General features: G+C 69.5%; 8 protein-coding genes and 3 pseudogenes. 5 read left to right on the forward strand and 6 right to left on the reverse strand.

Features of this window, described 5'->3' with window-relative positions; all coding sequences use genetic code 11:
- Positions 1–132: 132 nt before the first annotated feature.
- Positions 133–3354 (reverse strand): bifunctional cytochrome P450/NADPH--P450 reductase, encoded by a 3222-nt coding sequence (locus ACFY1J_RS41160; RefSeq protein WP_390733014.1) that lies wholly within the window; start codon positions 3352–3354, stop codon positions 133–135.
- Between the two features lie 238 nt (positions 3355–3592).
- Here ACFY1J_RS41160 and ACFY1J_RS41165 point away from each other — a divergent pair, with 238 nt between their 5' ends.
- Complete coding sequence (locus ACFY1J_RS41165) at positions 3593–4225, forward strand: TetR/AcrR family transcriptional regulator (RefSeq protein WP_390711877.1); 633 nt, start codon at positions 3593–3595, stop codon at positions 4223–4225.
- A gap of 1436 nt (positions 4226–5661) precedes the next feature.
- Here the strand turns inward: ACFY1J_RS41165 and ACFY1J_RS41170 are convergent.
- The 3 genes from ACFY1J_RS41170 to ACFY1J_RS41180 all read right to left on the reverse strand — a co-directional run bounded on the left by ACFY1J_RS41170 (position 5662) and on the right by ACFY1J_RS41180 (position 7176).
- Positions 5662–5991, reverse strand: coding sequence for an NIPSNAP family protein (locus tag ACFY1J_RS41170; RefSeq protein WP_390711878.1), 330 nt, complete (start codon positions 5989–5991; stop codon positions 5662–5664).
- Between the two features lie 39 nt (positions 5992–6030).
- Positions 6031–6450: an SsgA family sporulation/cell division regulator gene (locus tag ACFY1J_RS41175; protein ID WP_390711879.1), complete on the reverse strand. Its 420-nt coding sequence runs from the start codon at positions 6448–6450 to the stop codon at positions 6031–6033.
- Between the two features lie 393 nt (positions 6451–6843).
- Positions 6844–7176, reverse strand: coding sequence for a hypothetical protein (locus tag ACFY1J_RS41180; RefSeq protein WP_390711880.1), 333 nt, complete (start codon positions 7174–7176; stop codon positions 6844–6846).
- 267 nt (positions 7177–7443) lie between these two features.
- On the opposite strand from ACFY1J_RS41180, the pseudogene ACFY1J_RS41185 reads away from it, so the two are divergent.
- Positions 7444–7742: pseudogene (locus ACFY1J_RS41185) on the forward strand (FAD-dependent oxidoreductase); the annotation flags it as partial.
- Positions 7743–7806: 64 nt separating this feature from the next.
- Here ACFY1J_RS41185 and ACFY1J_RS41190 read toward each other — a convergent pair.
- Positions 7807–8694, reverse strand: coding sequence for a TetR/AcrR family transcriptional regulator (locus ACFY1J_RS41190; protein WP_390733015.1), 888 nt, complete (start codon positions 8692–8694; stop codon positions 7807–7809).
- Between the two features lie 231 nt (positions 8695–8925).
- On the opposite strand from ACFY1J_RS41190, the gene ACFY1J_RS41195 reads away from it, so the two are divergent.
- Together ACFY1J_RS41195 and ACFY1J_RS41200 are read left to right on the forward strand one after the other, a co-directional pair.
- Positions 8926–11382, forward strand: a complete 2457-nt coding sequence (locus tag ACFY1J_RS41195) for a SpoIIE family protein phosphatase (RefSeq protein WP_390733016.1) — start codon at positions 8926–8928, stop codon at positions 11380–11382.
- 79 nt (positions 11383–11461) lie between these two features.
- Positions 11462–13903, forward strand: a complete 2442-nt coding sequence (locus ACFY1J_RS41200; RefSeq protein WP_390733017.1) for a SpoIIE family protein phosphatase — start codon at positions 11462–11464, stop codon at positions 13901–13903.
- 249 nt (positions 13904–14152) lie between these two features.
- On the opposite strand, the pseudogene ACFY1J_RS41205 reads toward ACFY1J_RS41200, so the two are convergent.
- A pseudogene (locus ACFY1J_RS41205) lies at positions 14153–14358 on the reverse strand (antitermination regulator); the annotation flags it as partial.
- 26 nt (positions 14359–14384) lie between these two features.
- On the opposite strand from ACFY1J_RS41205, the pseudogene ACFY1J_RS41210 reads away from it, so the two are divergent.
- A pseudogene (locus ACFY1J_RS41210) lies at positions 14385–14465 on the forward strand (antitermination regulator); the annotation flags it as partial.
- Between the last annotated feature and the right edge of the window lie 202 nt (positions 14466–14667).

Here is a 14667-nt window from a genome sequence, read left to right on the forward strand (position 1 = left end):
CGGCGGTTCGGGCCGATGGGTGCCCTGTGGTGTCTGGTGGGCTTGTGGTGGCCGGGAGGCGTACGGTCGGCAGCGGGGGGTGCCGCACGCCTCCCGGCGGCTGGGGGTCGCACGCCTTCCGGCGTGCGACGGTCAGGCGAAGACGTCCTGCTGGTAGCGCTCTTCGGCCTCGAGCTGGGCGAGCCACTGCTGGGCGGTCTCGTCGTCGCTGCCGGTCCGCTCGCGGTAGACCGCGGCGAGTGCCTCGCGGACGGCGGGCGCCATGCGGCGGCCGTCACCGCAGACGTAGATGTACGCGCCGTCTTCGATGGCCTGCCACACGGTGTCGGCGGCGCCTGCGATGGCGTTCTGTACGAACCGGGCCGGGTGGCCGGGCACCGCGGAGAAGGCGGTGTGGATCTGCGCGATCCCGGCCTGCTCCCAGTCCTGCATCTCCTGCTTGTAGAAGTAGTCGTGCTCGGGGTGGCGGCAGCCGACGAAGACCTGCGACAGGCCGACCTTGGTGCCGTTCTCGTGCTGCCGGGCGCGCTCCTCCAGGAAGCCGCGCAGCGGCGCGATGCCGGTGCCGGGGCCGATGAGGATCAGTGGCGTGGTGGGGTCGGCGGGCGGGGCGAACGTCGGGGAGGGCACGCGGACGTAGCCGTACACGACGTCTCCGGGCTCCAGGCCCGCGATGTAGGAGGAGCAGGTGCCGCGGTACTGGCCATCGCCGGACAGGGCCGGGCCCTCCAGCAGGCCGACGGTCAGGCGCACGTGGCGCGGGCTGGCCAGCGGGGCGGAGGAGATGGAGTAGAAGCGGGGACGGATCGGCCCCGTCATCTCGACGAACACCGCCAGCGGCAGCTCGACCGCGGGGAAGCGCTCCAGCAGGCCCAGCACCGAGACCCGCTTGCCGAGGATCTCCTTCTGGTAGCGCTCTTCGGCCTCGGCGGTGTCGGCCGTGTAGGCCTGGAGCTGAGGCCGGGTCCACGGGCACTGGGTGTACTCGGCGAGGGTCTGGATCTGGGAGCGGGTGGCCACGTCCTGCAGCTCCAGGAATTCGGTGAGCAGGATGCCGGCGGTGACGGGGACGCCGACCGGCAGGTGCGTCGTGCCGCCGCCGGGCTGGTCGAGCCGGAGGACCTGGTCGTAATCGACACCGAGCCTCGTCAGCGCACGCTTGACCAGGGCCGGTTCGTTCTTGGCGAAGACGGTCAGGTGGTTGCCGGTGTCGTAGGTGACACCCTCGGGCAGCTCGACGGTGATGGACTTCGCCGACGGGCGCGGCGGCTCGATGCTGAAGTCCCACAGGCCGGTCGCGTCGGCCACGAGCTCCTCGTTGGCCACTACCGTGAGGGGGTAGGCCTGCTCGGAGACTATGGCGGGACGCACATCCGCCTCAGTGAGCAACTGCACCTGGTAGCGCGGGCCGCTCGCCTGGGAAGTGTCGGCGGCGTACTCCTCGGCCAGGGTGGTCCAGAGGGTGTCCATCCAGCGGGTGGCCAGGCCGTCGAAGTCACCGGCGGCGTCCGCCAGGCCGCGCTCGACGATCGGGGTGGCGCCGGCGGCCAGCAGGCCTTCCTCGATCCGCTTGGGGAAGGCCTGGTAGGTGGCCACCCACTGGGTGTTGCCCGCGCCCAGCAGCGCGAACCGCACGTTCGACAGCGAGCCCTCGGGCAGTCCTGTGGCGAGCAGGTCGTCGAAGCGCTGAGCGTTGTCCGGGGCCTTGCCGTTGTAGCTCGCGGCGACGACGGTGAGCAGGCCCTCGGTGGGCAGGTTGTCGCCCAGTTCGTCCAGGCTCATCAGCGTGGTGCCGAAGCCCGAGCGCTCACCGCGGTCGGCGATGGTGCGCGCCAGGTCCTCGCACGAGCCCAGGCTGGAGCCGTAGGCGACGGTCAGGTTCACCCCGACCCCGCTGACCGAGGCCTGCGCCTGTGTGGCGTCGGTCTGCAGGTCCGCGGCGCCGAAGACGGTCCGCTGGTGCTCCTGGCGGCGGCGGACGACCAGCTGGAAGTCGCCGGGCTTGCGGGTCAGCGCCTCGCGGACGTCCATCTTGTAGTCGCTGGTGTCGGCGAACTTGAACTTCTGCAGCACGAGTGCCAGCGCCAGGCGGGCCTCGGTGAGCGCGAACTGCCGGCCGATGCAGGCACGTACGCCGTTGCCGAACGGCTTGTAGGCGTGCGGGTGCTGTTGGACACGGTTCTCCGGCAGCCACCGGTCGATGTCGAACTCCTCCGGCCGCTCCCAGGCCTCGGGGTGGGAGTGCAGGGCGCCCATGAGGACGTTGGCCCTCGTCCCCTTCTTCAGCTCGTACCGGCCACCGATGACGGTGTCGTCGATCGGCGCCTTGGCGATCAACGGGATGGGAGCCCACAGGCGCAGGGTCTCCTCCAGGATCCGCGGGATGACGTCCAGCTGCATGATCGTGTCGTAGTCCGGGACCGTGTCGCCGGGCAGCAGGCGGTCCACCTCGGCGTAGGCCTGGGCCAGGACGTGCGGGTTGCGCATCAGCGAGTACGTGGCGAACGACAGTAGGCCACTGGTGGTCTCGTGACCGGCGATCAGGAAGGTCACCACCTGGTCGCGGACGTTGTCGTCCGCCAGCAGCTCGCCGGTCTCCGGGTCGGTGGCCTCCAGCATCAGGCCGAGCAGGTCCTCGTCCCCGGTGCCTTTCCCCTCGCGGCGTTCCTTGATCACGCTCTCGACCAGGTCGCGCATCAGCTGGATGTTCTCGCGGTACTTCTTGTCGTCCGCCTTGCGGAGCTTGGTCATCATCGGCAGCTCCTGGGAGCGCCGCATCGACTCGATCAGCGCCTCCAGCAGCGCGTTGAGGAAGGGGTGCAGTTCCTCCTTGCCGAAGGACTGGAAGCGGTAGCCGAACCCCGACAGGGCGATGGTGTCCAGGGTGAGCCGGGTGTAGTCGTCGGTGATGTTGACCGGCTGGCCCTCCCTGTGCTCCCACTTGCCGACCAGGTTCTGGGCGATCTCCAGCATCTGCCCGAAGTAGTTCTTCATGGCCCGCTGGCTGAAGGCCGGCAGGAGGATCCGGTGCGCCATGGCCCATTCCTCCTCGTGCTGGTGGGCCGTGAACAGGCCCGCCCCCGTGAAGTCCCGCACATGGCTCAGCGGCGTCTTCTCGATCTGCTTGAAGAACCGGGTCTCGTCGCACACCTCCGCCACCAGGTCCGGGTCGTAGACGAAGACCTGCTCGATGCCGGCGATGTCCATGCCGTAGATGCCCTCGGGGAACTGCTTGGACAGGCCGTTGAAGTACTCGACGGGGTTGGTGTCGGGGATCTGCGGCGTGTGGCCGAGGAGCGGGATCCCGCGCGGGGACCGGATGGGGCGAAGGCCGTTCGCGGAGTTCGTGGTCATGGCTTGCTCCTTTGCGTGGAGGGGGGAATGGGCAAGGGCCCGCCGGTCGATGCCGCGGTACCCGCGGAAACATACGCCGTATGGAATTGATACCGTACGGCGTATGGAAAGTCGGCGCAACCCCAACCGTTAGGGCGGCCGCTGTGATCCGAGACATTTCCGTACGTCGTATGAAACTGGTACCGTACGGGGTATGGAAAAGGTGAGGCGTCCCTCGCGGGGAACGAGGAAGAGAGACGTGCCTCTGACCGAGGCCGGGATCTATGCCGCCGCCCTGCGGCTCATCGACGAGGACGGGGTCGAGGCACTCACCATGCGCAAACTCGCCACCGCTCTCGATGCCAACCCGATGTCGCTGTACCACCACGTGCCGAACAAGGAAGCCGTGCTGCGCGGCGTGGCGAGAGCGGTCGGCGCCCAGTTCCGCACCGTGACGCTTCAGGACGCTCCCTGGCAGGAGCGCATCCGCCTGCTCGCCACGGATTTCCGGACGCTGGCGCACCGCCACCCCAAGCTGATGGCCTATTCGTTCAGCCACCAGCCCGACTTCATCCAGCCCGACGACCCGTTCTGGACTGCGCTCACCGCGATCGTGGCCGCCGCGGGGGTGCCGCGGTCAGACGTCTCGGAGGTCGCTGCTCTGATCGTCGCCGTCGTCGTCGGTGTTCTCGCCGCCGAACTCAACGGCTCGCTCCACCAGTGGGCGAACCTCAAGCCCCCCGGTCCTGCCGCCGGCGAAGACGAGCCCACGGATGCACCCCCTGCAGGCCCTGCTCAGGATCGCATGTTCCGCCTGGTGATGGACACGCTCATCACGGGCCTGGAAAGCCGACTCGCTGCCGGTCGTGCGGGCCAGGGCGCCGGCCGTTGAGTCCGTGATCCTGAGGAGTTGAAGCCTGGGGCGCGCCCGCGGTCGGGCGAGTTCAGGCTGCGATGCGCAGGAAGTCACCCATCACATCCGCAAAGGCCGTCCCGATGCGGCCGCTGCCGGTGCGCGGGGTGTTGCGGCCGGGACGCGCGAGCGATCCGTGGCCCAAGCAGCGCTCAGTGTCCTGCTGACGACGGCCGCGTGCCGAGTTGGATCCTGATGGCTGGGGGGCCGAGTGGACCTGGTGGTACACCGTGGGTGGCGGATCCACGTGCGCACCTTACGGACACAGCCTGCCCTGCGCTGCCCGCGCCCGAGCCCTGGCCTGTGTCGTGCTCGGTATGGTTCGTTCGTCGCCGCGGGTTGTGCCTTCGCTCCTGGATGGTGTGCATTGCTCCGGTCTCGTACGGTCCCAGGAACCGCGGGGTCTGACGGCGGCCAGGGCCCTGGACGCTGGCGTGCGGCTGACTCCGGACGACGACCCTGCCCATGCCTCGGCCTGCCGGGCTGCGGATTGGGCAGTTGCCGAAGCCTGGCGCACGGTGCCGCTGATACCCGTGCACTCCTCAGAGCATGAGGCCCTGGCACTTGTCGGCCCGCGCCGAATCCGGCAGCGCCGACCACCGGGAGCTCGTGTGCCGGGCCAGACTCCCGCGCACGACCGCGCACTGCCGGATCTGCGGCCGGCCCGCCCAGAAGGCGAGCAGGCCACCGGTGCCACCACCGCACCAGGCCCGAGCTGGAACGAGCCGCGCCACTGCGGGCCGCTGAATCGGTGTCAGGTCCGCCTGCGCGACGTCCTTCGCCCCGGTTCCCCCTGCTGCTCCTCAGCGCACGGGCGACTGTCGGCTGCACCCTCGCGGGCTGGGCCTTTCTGGCACTGGGCGTAGGCCCCCGTAGTGGACCGTGGTTGCCGCCACCTTCGTCTTCCAGTCCAATCTGGCCCTCGCCCGGCGACGCGTCCTCAATCGGGCATTCGGCAACTTCGCCGGCCTCGCGTTGTTCGCCCGTCCTGCTGCCGATCATCCGAACCGGATCACTCGCCCTCGTACTGGGCGTCCTGTTGTGCCAGGTCGCCACCGAGGCGACGATCAGCCGCGGTTACTGGCTCGGCCAGGTCTGCATCGTCCCGATGCCCTTGCTGATGTCCCATTTCCGCATGCGCAGCCGGCCGGCGAGTCGCTCAGGGACCGAGCCCTCGACACCCTCACGGGCTGCGCGCTGGGACTGCTCGTTGCCATCGTGATCGCTGACCCCCGATCGGTGGACCGTACCGAGACCGCCCTGGCGACGGTGAACGCGTCCCGAGCGGCCGCCGTGCGGTTGACAGACCAGCCGTCCCGACCTCTCCGATCTCGTGCATGCCCGTCGCCGTATGGCGAGCGCCTTGGCCGAGCGCCAAGCCCGCCGAGGTGGCCTCCGGCGAATGGCGGCGACGGTCAGCGCAGGGGTGAGTGTGCGGTGGGTGTCAGCACGGACTCGTCGACGCCGACGATCTGGCTGATGTCGAAACCCTCCATGTCAGCGCGGAATTCGGAGCTCGACAGGTACGCCTCCAGCCGCTCCTGCACGTCGTCGGCGTCCCTGTAAGAAACGAGGGCGTACAGCTGGGGAGCCTCGCTTCCGGGGGCCGCGGGCACCGTCCAGACGCCGTGTGTGGTGATCCGGTGCTCGGCCATACCGGGAATGTGCTTGGACCAGATGTTCTCGTAGGCGGCGAGCGCGTCGGGGCTGCGCAGGGTGTAGACGCGAAGCTGGTACTGGGACATGAAGACTCTTTCCTTTTTCTGAGCAGGGATGGTCAGCGGTCAGCTGTCCGAGAGCAGGTACGCCAGTTCGACGTCCCAGTCGATGTGGTTGGACTCGGTACCCCGTGGCACCAGAGCCTCCGTGTTCTCCAGGAAGGTCCTGACGTCCTGCACGGGAACGTCGAGCAAGGCGGTGCCTGTGCAAGACCCGAGGGCCATGTACATCACCTGGTCACCACGGCCGACGGCCGGCCAGATCCGGACGTCCGCGTAGCCCGCGGAACCCTTCAGGCCTTCAGCCAGGAGATCCCGTCCCAAGACCCATTCGACGGGCTCATCACTGTGGACGAAGAAGGCGGCACGGACGACATAGGGATCAGTGGGCTCGTACTGCAGGCGCATGCACATGGGCAGCGAGTAGTCGCGCGACACGACAAGTTGCACGGCCACCCCGCGCTCCACGGTCCTCAAAGACTCCATCGACTTTCACTCCTAGGCGTGCCTCGGCCGCGCCACCGCCGCCCGGCCGGCAGCGAAGAGGCGATGAAGGGTGAGGCGTACAGCAGGGCCCGGGCGCCGGACGGCATCGACGGACCGCACGATTCGTGGCGTCGCGACAACTGGGCGACGCGAGCCTGCGGCGCATGGTGGGTGTCCGCAGGAAGTGTGGGGGAGGCAGGCCCTCATTCGGCCGTCCGCCTGGGCGGCGGTCGGGGATTGCTGATCCGGGACTGGCGATGGCGTCCCTGCCGCCGGCAGGCATGAGGGCGAGGAGGACAGCCTGGGCCCACGGTCACAAGCGGTACCTGCCTCACCAGTCACCGTGGTTCAGATCGTGGGGGTCCCGGTGCTGGCCGTCGGCTCCGAGCGGTGTCAGGGGTGCTGGTACGAGCCGTCGGACGTCCCGTGGCGTCCCTCGTCGTCCCAGCGGTGGAAGTGGTCATCGCTGTCGTGCCGGGCCGAGTCGGTGACGCGGCCGTCGTGGTGCCAGCCACGGATCTCGTCCCAGGAGTAGCCCTGCTCGAGCAGGTAGCCGACACCGTGGTCCCAGCGGTAGTGGTCGGCCTTGCCACTGGCTGCCGGGCGGTGGGCGTGGGCGGACGCCGGAGTCGCGGCCGAGGCGGTGCCCCCGGCGCCGAGCACGGCGAAACCCGCGACCGCCACGGAGGAAACAGTGACGGCGATGCGCTTCGTGAGCTTCTTCATGGTCTTTCCTTCCCGCGTGGCGCGATCTGCGCCAACGGCTGTTTGGGCAGGCGATGTGTGGCGCCTGGTACGGTCCGAGCCAGCTTTTCCATACGCCGTATGGAACTGCCCTCCCAGTATTAACATACGTCGTATGGAAATGTCGAGGCGGCGAAGACGGCCGGGACGACCGGCGCAGCGGCTGAACGCCAACTGGGCGGCCGGCTTGTGGAGTTGGCATCGGTCCGCCGGGCCTTTCGCCCCGGCAGCCATGGCATGCGAGCCCAGCTCTCGTTGGAGCACTGGGGGAACGCGGTCGAGCAGGCCGAGGTCGCAGCTCACAACATGGTCAGTCCCGGCCCCAGGGCCGGGTCACCGCCGCGGTCACCGCCGACATGGCCAAGTCGCTCGACTACTACCGGCACTTCATAGAGACGGCCGCTACGTTCCCGCCCCCGTCCCGCGCGGCCGACCGGGTGATCGCGGCCGACGTCCCGATCCCCACTCCCGTACCGGATCCTTCTGGGCTGTCCCACGGCCCGACCGTCGCGCTCACCGGCCATCTTCCCGACCGCCGGCTGACGGTGTGTGACCTACGTCCCGCCCGACCGCGAGGAGCCGTCATGGACTCCGAGACCCTGCTGGCACGGATCACCGAATACGCCAGCCGCCCCGACCCCTACCCGCTGTACGCAGAGCTCCGCGACGCCGGTCCCGTGGTGCACCAGGCAGACGGCAGTTACCTGATCGGCGGCTACCACGAGATTGCCGCTCTGCTCCACGACCCGCGGATGAGTGCCGGCCCCGCACCCGCGGCGAAGTGACCCTCAAGCCGCCGTTCCTGCGGCTCGACGACCCCGAGCGCCACAGGCTGCGCACCCTGGCCATGCGGCCCTGCGGGCCCCACACAGCCCCGGCCGGGTCGATTCCATGCGCGGCGAGATCGACCGGATCGCCGGGGAACTGCTGGAGTCGTTCGAGGCGGGCCGGCAGATCGACATCGTCGACGACTTCGCCTATCCGCTGCCCGTCATGGTGATCTGCCGCCTGCTCGGCGTGCCGCGCGAGGACGAGCCGCTCTTCAGGGCCTGGTCCGACGCTCTGGTCGCAGCCGCCGACGTCAGGCGGCCGTCGCATGGGCGGGCGAGTCCGCTGCAGGATCCGCGTGATCTCCGGGTGCACGCCGGCCGTGCGGGCGCTGAGCCGCAGGCCGCGGGCGAGACGCTCGGCTGGACCGCCAAGGTCATGTCGGCATTCGTCGACTGCCTGGGCGTACTCATCCAGGGCATCGGCCAGGGCCGCGTCGAACAGTTCGGCCTTGCACGAGACGTCGTTGTACAAGGAGCCGGGGCCCATGTCCGAACGCTCCGCGATGGCCCGGATGCTGGTGCTTGTGTCGCCGGACTCGGTCAGGATCTTTCGCGCGGCGCGGACGAGTGGCCGTCGGGTCTCGGAGCGACGGCGTTCGAAGCGATTCCTGCGTGAGGCTGCCATCGGCACTACCCGCAGAAAGAAGCACCAGTTCTGAGGTTTCTTCATTGCACTGACCGCAGCAGCCGTCCATGCCGATCGCTCGACCACTCCTGAGGGGGTTGACGCGTAAACAATTACATCTGATTATTTCATCAGAAGTGTGCATAATGTCTCATAACCGACATATGTCACTGCCGTGTGCCGCTCACCCGGACACCGCCGTTCACCACGGCTGCACACAGGGCCGCCGCGACACGTGCCGACGCTCTCACCTCCGCACCGATGGGATGGACCGCGATGACGATGACAAAAACCGACCACTCACACCGCGCCGAGCTGGTGAGCCCCCGTGAGATGCCCGACGCCGCGATAGCGATGATCGATGCCGAGGGCACCGTAGTGGGGTGGACGCAGGCCGCTCAGCAGCTTGTCGGTTACTCGGCCGGTGAGGTGGTGGGCCGGTCCGCCGCACACATGCTCCCACCCGCCGAGGACGCGCAGCGGGCTTCGGCGTTCGCCGAGCAGTGCCATGCGCGGGGCGGCTGGTCCGGCACCGCAACGATCCGGCACCGCGACGGCCACACGCTCAGGATGACGCTGCGGGTCTCGTTGCTGTGGGGGCAGGACGCCGGCAGCCGGTGGCTGGTGTCCGTGACCGACATAGGTTCCCTGTCCTCGGAGGCGACCAGGGGACCGGTGCGGGAGTCGCTCCTTGCGCGCGCACCGATCGGCATCGTCGTCTATGACCAGCAGCTGCGCTGTGTGTGGGTGAACGACGCCATGGAGCGTCACGACGGCGTGCCTCGTCACCGACGGTTCGGACGCGGCCTGAAGGACTCGCTGCCCGCGGTCGAGGCCGAAGCGCTCGAGGTGGTGATGCGGCAGGTGCTGGAGAGCGGCACCACGATGGTGCACGAGTACCGCGCGTGGCCGCCGGCGGACCGGCGCCGTGAGCATGCGTTCTCCGCCTCGTTCTTCTGCCTCCAGAGCGCGGACGGCACGCCACTGGGCGTGTGCTCCATGACCGTGGACGTCACCGGAAACCGGCGGACGCGCGAGCGCCTCGCCATCCTCAGCGAGGCCAGCACGCACATCGGGAGCACCCTCGACGTGATGCAGACCGGGCAGGAACTGGCCGAGCTCGCCGTGCCCCTGCTGGCCGACCACGCCCTCGTCGACCTGGTGGAGTCGGTTCCGTTTGGCGTCGAGCCCTCGCCACGGACCGGTACCGCGAGTGGCCGTCCGCAGCTGCTGCGCCGTGCCGGTCTGGCCTCCATCGACCTGGGTGTCCTCGAGTTGCCGTGGGTGCGCGAAGAGGTGGTCCACGCCCACCCGGACTCGCCGTTCACCGCCGCCCTGCGCGCGGGCCGGTCTTACCTGGAGCCCGTGCTGAACACCCATGCCGGCCCCTGGGTCGACCACGACCCGGTGCGGGCGCAGGAGGTACGCGACAGCGGCGTCCACTCCTTGATGGTCGTACCCATCCGAGCGCGCCGCTGCGTGCTGGGACTGGCGCTGTTCGGTCGCTCCGAGGAACAGAAGCCGTTCCAGGAGGACGACCTGCTCCTCGCCGAGGAGCTCGTCACCCGGGCTGCGCTCTGCCTGGACAACGCCCTCCAGTACGCGCGCGAACGCACTGCCGCCCTCACGCTGCAACGCGACTTGCTCCCCCACCGGGTGCAGGGGGGTGCCGCCGTCGAGGTCGCCTCGCGCTACGTGCCGGCCGACATGGACCACGGCGTGGGGGGTGACTGGTTCGACGTGATCGAGCTGTCCGGTGCCCGGGTCGCTCTCGTCGTCGGTGACGTGGTCGGACACGGCATCAACGCCGCGGCGACCATGGGCAGGCTGCGCACCGCGGTGCGCACGCTCGCGGACCTCGACCTGCCCCCGGACGAACTGCTGGGGCACCTGGACGACACGGTCCGGCGGCTGAACGACGAGGACGCCGACGTGCCCGCGGTGGTGGGCGCCACCTGCCTGTACGCCGTGTACGACCCGGTCACCCGACGGTGCACGATAGCGCGGGCCGGGCATCCCCCGCCCCTGATTGTCGACGCGCAGGGCAGGATCACCATCCCCGACCTGCCCGCTGGAGCCCCGCTCGGCCTCGGTCTCGGCCTGGTGCCTTTCGAGGCCGTGGAACTGGAACTGGCCGAGGGAAGTGTGCTCGCCTTCTACTCCGACGGGTTGGTCGAGTCCCGGGACGAGGACATCGACGTGGGGCTGCGCCGCCTGGGCGCAGCCCTGGCGCAGCCGGCCTCGTCCCTGGAGGACCTGTGTTCGCGGGCGATGGAGACCTTGCCGACTCAGGCACCGGCCGACGATGTCACGTTGCTCCTTGCGAGGACCCGCGCACTCCGACCCGCGCAGGTCGCCACCTGGGACCTGCCGAACGGACTGGCCACCATCCCGGCAGCCCGGCACCTGGCCGCCCGTCAGCTCAGGGAATGGGGCCTGGAGTTGCTCGTGACGCCCGTGGAGTCGATCGTCAGTGAACTGGTCACCAACGCCGTCCACCATGGCGACGGCCTGAGCCGCCTACGGCTCATCCAGCACCGGGTACTGACGTGTGAAGTCTCCGACACCAACACCGGCCAGCCACGCCCCCGCCATCCGCACACGCTCGACGAGCACGGCCGCGGCCTCTATCTGGTTGCTCAGCTCTCGCGCAGGTGGGGCTCGCGCTCCGCAACGGACGGCAAGGTCGTCTGGGCCGAACAGGACCTGCCCTCCACAGCCGGCGCCCGATGACCCGCCGGCGATCCGGGCGGTCGGCAGCCGCCACACACCCATCTGTCGTAGCCGCAGGCTCGTGAAGGAAGTCAGAGACATGGATAGAGCGAATACGGAAAACGCCGATTCGGCAGCCGCCTCCGCGGGAACGACGGGGGTCTCCGGTGCCGGGCCCGGTGGCAGGCTGTCCGCCTTCGACGGCCTGGCGGCCGCCGTTCTCGATGATCGGGGCGCGGTGGCGGGATGGACCGGGACGGCAGAGGACCTGACGGGGTTCTGCGCCGAGGAGGTGTCCGGCCGCCCCGTGCGGGAACTGGTGGCCGACCTCCCGGACGACCTGCGCGGGACCACACACATGCCGACGTCCGGCCGGGTGCGGCTTTGGCACCGGGGCGGCCACACAATTGACGTCACTTTCCGAACCACAAGGGTGAACGGCTCGGCGCAGCTCCTCGTACTGGCGGCGCCTACCTACCACGTCGCCGACCACCAGAACGGCGCGGCGCTCCTGCGCGCACTGTCCGCGCAGCACCGGATCACGATCGCGCTGCACGACACGGATCTCACCACCATGCAGACGAACGCCATGCCGGGCACTCTCGACGGCCGGCCCGTACAACCCGGCACCCGGTTGTGCGACGTGCTGGACGCCGAGGACGCCGAGAACCTCGAGGCGGTACTGCGCCAGGTGCTCGAGACGGGCGTCCCGGTGGTCCACAGGAACCAGCAAGTGAGCCGTCGCCACCATCCGGCGCGGCGGCACGCCCTGTCGCTGTCCGCCTTCCGCCTGGAGGACTCGCGAGGACGTCCCACGGGCGTCGCAGCCCTGTACATCGACGACACCGACCAGTTGCGCGCCCGCCGCCATCTTGATCTCGCCCGCAAGGTTGCCGAGCGGGTGGGAGGCTCCCTGGATGTGGTGCGCACCGCGCAGGACCTTGCTGACGTACTTGTACCTGCCTTCGGGGATCTCGCTGCAGTCGACCTTGCACAGTCCGTCTTCGACGGGGAGGAACCCGCCGAGCGGTTGGGCGGCGGAGATCTGCATCTGCGCAACGCGGCCTTGGCTCCGGCCACTGCGGTGTGGCCGGCCGGTATCAAGCGCGGCAACCCCGTCCCCCCGCTGTCCGACCACCCTCTCCTGCGCAGCTTCCAGCACGGCGAGACAGTCATCTACGGCCGGGATGACTTCGTCGCCCTGATCGGCGGCCCGCACCTGGTCGAACAGCTCCTCCCGCAGGACGCTCATGCGGTGATGGTCGCACCGTTGTACGCCCGCGGCCTCACCCTCGGCGCGATCGTGGTCTGGCGCACCGGCCACTCGGACCCGTTCACCGAGGACGAGGAGGATCTCATGAGGCAGATCGCCTCACGGGGCGCACTCGCCATCGACAACGCCCGCCGTTACACGCGTGAGCACCGGGCGGCCGTGGCCCTGCAGCAGAGCCTTCTTCCCCCGGCCACGACCGACACTCCGGCAGCTGAGACCGCCGGCGTCTACCTGCCCACAGGCCGCGGGGCGGGCACCAGCGGCGACTGGTACGACGCCATCGCCCTGCCCTCTCTCCGACTGGCCCTCGTCGCCGGAGATGTGGTCGGCCATGGCATACCCGCAAGCGCCACCATGGGCCGCCTGCGCGCCGCCATCCAGCCGCTCGCGGACCTCGAACTGGAGCCGGACGAGCTGCTCACCCGGATCGCGGAGCTGGTCCAGCGCCTCGCGGCCGAAGCACCTTCCGGCAACCACGACGTCGTCGGCGCCACCTGCCTGTACGCGATCTACGATCCGGTCACCCGACGCTGCGCCATGGCCAGTGCCGGGCACCCGCCCCCCGTCCTGGTCCGGCCCGACGGGACCGCCGAAGCCGTCGACATTCTCCCGGGGCCTCCACTCTCCGTCTGCGGCATGCCGTACGAGACCACGACGATCGACCTCGAGCCCGGCAGCGTCCTGGCGCTCTACACCGACGGCCTGGTCGATCGGGGCGCGGACGACGACATCGACGAGGGGCTCCGGCGGCTGACCGATGCGCTGGCCGTGTCCTGCCGCCCGGAGCGTGCCCTGAACGAAACAGGTCGCGCGCTCCTCGCCGATCTGGTGGACGAAGCACCGCGTGACGACGCGACCCTGCTGCTGGCCCGCACCCGCGCCGTACCGGGCGAGGACACCGCTCACTGGCAGATACCGGCCGATCCGGCTGCCGTCTCCGAGGCCCGGGAGTGGTCAACCCGCCAACTCGTCAGGTGGGGGCTGGACGACCTCCTCTTCCCCACCGAACTCATCGTCAGCGAACTGGTCACCAACGCGATCCGCTACGGCCGTCCGCCGGCGGAACTGCGGCTGATCCGCCACAACGTTCTGGTCTGCGAGGTCACCGACGCCAGCAGCACCCAACCCCGTCTGCGCCGCGCCCGCACCACCGACGAGGGAGGCCGCGGCTTGTTCCTCGTCGCCCAACTCGCCGAGCGCTGGGGCTGCCGCCATGGCCAGAACGGCAAGACCATCTGGTCCGAGCAGTCCATCGAGTGCCCCCGCTGATCCGGGCCGGTGTGCCGTCAGGGCTGACCGGTGATCAGGGCGCGAGGCGGTGGCGAACCGTCCGGACTGATGTGGAGCTGCTGCGGACGGATGGTTGATGCAGGGGGGCCGCCCGCCACTGACCGCTGGGCGACCCGCAGCAGCATCAGAGGGCCGTCCACCGGGGTGTCGTTTCGAAACTCTCGGTGGCGAGCTTTGCCAGTTCTTCGGCGGTGCGGGCGATGTCCAGCGTGGCCCGATGCGCATGCCCGCCTCGTTCACCATGGACGGCTCGGCGGTGAGGTCGGCGATGCGGAAAACCCGCTGTCCTTGCGCGCGGTAGGCGGCGTCGAAGCATGGCCCTTCGCCCAGCCGCTGTTGCAGCTGGTCGCTGTCGGTGACCAGCTGTTGGGTGGGGCGAGCGTTTCCACCGTCGTGTCTTGCAGCACGAGGATGCCGGCCGCGTCGCAGCCGTCCGGACTGGGGTCGGTTCGCGCAGCAGATGGCGTCGATGGCGTGGGATCTTCTGGCGCAGGAATCGGCCACTGCCACGTTGGAGCGGATCACCGCGTCGGCCACCGATTGGCCGCTTCGGCGTCCGGACGCCGAAGCGGCAAAGGACACGGCTGCCTTGCCGGCACCGGACTCACTCTCACCCATCAGTGCTCACCACGGACCACCGCATCAGACGCCCGTTGAGTTTGAGCAGGTGTGACTTCTCAGCGAGCCGTCCGGCGTACGCCTGTGGCGGCGCGCCGGGCCGCCGGTGCGCCTCGGGTCAAGGC

The organism is Streptomyces sp. NPDC001406, from assembly GCF_042895285.1.
In the GTDB taxonomy this organism is placed as follows: domain Bacteria; phylum Actinomycetota; class Actinomycetes; order Streptomycetales; family Streptomycetaceae; genus Streptomyces.

What these genes read in the sequence shown, in the direction of transcription:
- ACFY1J_RS41160 (WP_390733014.1), bottom strand. Translation starts at nt 3,354, where the DNA reads ATGACCACGAACTCCGCGAACGGCCTTCGCCCCATCCGGTCCCCGCGC.
- ACFY1J_RS41170 (WP_390711878.1), bottom strand. Translation starts at nt 5,991, where the DNA reads ATGTCCCAGTACCAGCTTCGCGTCTACACCCTGCGCAGCCCCGACGCG.
- ACFY1J_RS41175 (WP_390711879.1), bottom strand. Translation starts at nt 6,450, where the DNA reads ATGGAGTCTTTGAGGACCGTGGAGCGCGGGGTGGCCGTGCAACTTGTC.
- ACFY1J_RS41180 (WP_390711880.1), bottom strand. Translation starts at nt 7,176, where the DNA reads ATGAAGAAGCTCACGAAGCGCATCGCCGTCACTGTTTCCTCCGTGGCG.
- ACFY1J_RS41190 (WP_390733015.1), bottom strand. Translation starts at nt 8,694, where the DNA reads ATGAAGAAACCTCAGAACTGGTGCTTCTTTCTGCGGGTAGTGCCGATG.
- ACFY1J_RS41195 (WP_390733016.1), top strand. Translation starts at nt 8,926, where the DNA reads ATGACGATGACAAAAACCGACCACTCACACCGCGCCGAGCTGGTGAGC.
- ACFY1J_RS41200 (WP_390733017.1), top strand. Translation starts at nt 11,462, where the DNA reads ATGGATAGAGCGAATACGGAAAACGCCGATTCGGCAGCCGCCTCCGCG.